At 43.4% G+C, this 1,381-nt stretch carries 3 protein-coding genes; all 3 read right to left on the bottom strand.

Translation table 11 applies throughout. The features are described 5' to 3' along the window. Positions 1-83: 83 nt before the first annotated feature. The 3 genes from B147_RS0109875 to B147_RS32885 are packed head-to-tail and all read right to left on the bottom strand — an operon-like array spanning position 84 to position 1,264. Positions 84-350, bottom strand: a complete 267-nt coding sequence (locus B147_RS0109875) for a hypothetical protein (RefSeq protein WP_020587042.1) — start codon at positions 348-350, stop codon at positions 84-86. Then, positions 350-742 (bottom strand): hypothetical protein, encoded by a 393-nt coding sequence (locus B147_RS32890; RefSeq protein WP_020587041.1) that lies wholly within the window; start codon positions 740-742, stop codon positions 350-352. The genes B147_RS0109875 and B147_RS32890 overlap by 1 nt, the downstream gene beginning before the upstream one ends. Positions 743-745: 3 nt before the next feature. Beyond that, positions 746-1,264 carry an AAA family ATPase gene (locus B147_RS32885; RefSeq protein ID WP_020587040.1) on the bottom strand — a complete coding sequence of 173 codons (519 nt, stop codon included), beginning with the start codon at positions 1,262-1,264 and terminating at the stop codon, positions 746-748. Between the last annotated feature and the right edge of the window lie 117 nt (positions 1,265-1,381).

Here is a 1,381-nt window from a genome sequence, read left to right as displayed (position 1 = left end):
TGCCTTCTGAAAGAAGGAAAGGCGGAATTTTCCCAAAAAGGAGTGGGCGGAACAACTTCGGCCGACCTTTTATTATTTATGCGTCAGCACTGTTGCGTAATCTGAGCTTTGGTAAGATTTGAAAAAATTTGATAGATACGCTCCACATGTCCATTGAAAAAGTCTGCACCTTTTGTATCCGAATAATGAAAAGTCTCCACCAGTTCTTTCAATTCAGGCAGATCATCAAACAGGGCAAAGCTATAGGGGCCGGACACAGGCGCCTTGCACCAGACTTCAAAAAAAATAAAATCTAAAAAATGCTTCAGTATTTCCATGGGATGCGGAACATAGACATACGGAAACAGCATCAGTCTTTATCCTTTTCCATACTGTCAAGCAGGGTTTTGGTAAAAAGGACCTTCTCAATTGAATCCCCGAGCCTTTGATTGACCTCTTCAAGAAGCGTTTCTTTGTCCTCTCCGGCTTTAAATCGTTCCTTCAGTGTATTCAAAATCTCCTGGGCATAGCCGCCGATGGTCTCTTTTTTATCAAAGGTTTTCATGGTGATCTTGTTGATGGAAGCGCCAAGTGTATTGTAATCCGGCCGTTTAACAGTAACGGCCTGTTTCCCTTTTTTAAAAACCATCACTTTCTCAGGCTCACTGTCTGATATCAAAAACGGGGTATGGGTGGTGATCAGCATCTCCCGGATGGTCTTTGGATGGGAAGAGGCAAAGCAGTCCCTGATCCGTGAAATCAACTTTTACCGCCAGTCCGGATTGAAATGGGTCTCCGGCTCATCCAGCAGAAACAGCGCATTTTTGTCTTTGAACAGCAGGCAAAGCCCCAGGGTGTGCAGAAATTGATGTTCTCCGTCGGAAAGCGATTTGGCATAAACAGGATCAGTCACCCCTTGTTTGAACAGGACCAGATCTTCAAACCGGATGATCCGTTCATCCGATGGCAGCACCGGTACGGTTTCATTCACATAAAGGCTTTGGGATCTGTACAGATCTTGTTTCAGCCTATTAGTGACCGAATACAGGTTCAGAAAAATCAGAGCCTGGAAGCTTTGGAACAGATCGAGTATACTGGAAAAATGATTTTTAAACGCCTTTCTGGTTTCCGGCGTCACCCAGTAATCCAGAACCAGGGAATCGGTTTCACTATCATAAAATGAACAGGTCGCGCAGTGGGTCAAGCGATCAATGATACCGATTTTCCGAATGGATCCGTCTTTGAGATGAGATTCTTTCTTTAACCCGGTTGTTAATTCGACCATAAAATCGGACCGAAACTCAGATATTGATGGTCCTGTAAAAAGTCAGAGCCCAAATCAAACTTCTGTTTTTGAGTTTGCAGACTATTTTGATCATATGATCAAAATCTGTTAAAAAAC

It is taken from the genome of Desulfobacter curvatus DSM 3379, assembly GCF_000373985.1.
In the GTDB taxonomy this organism is placed as follows: Bacteria; Desulfobacterota; Desulfobacteria; order Desulfobacterales; family Desulfobacteraceae; genus Desulfobacter; species Desulfobacter curvatus.
This window is presented reverse-complemented; position numbering and strand designations above follow the sequence as displayed.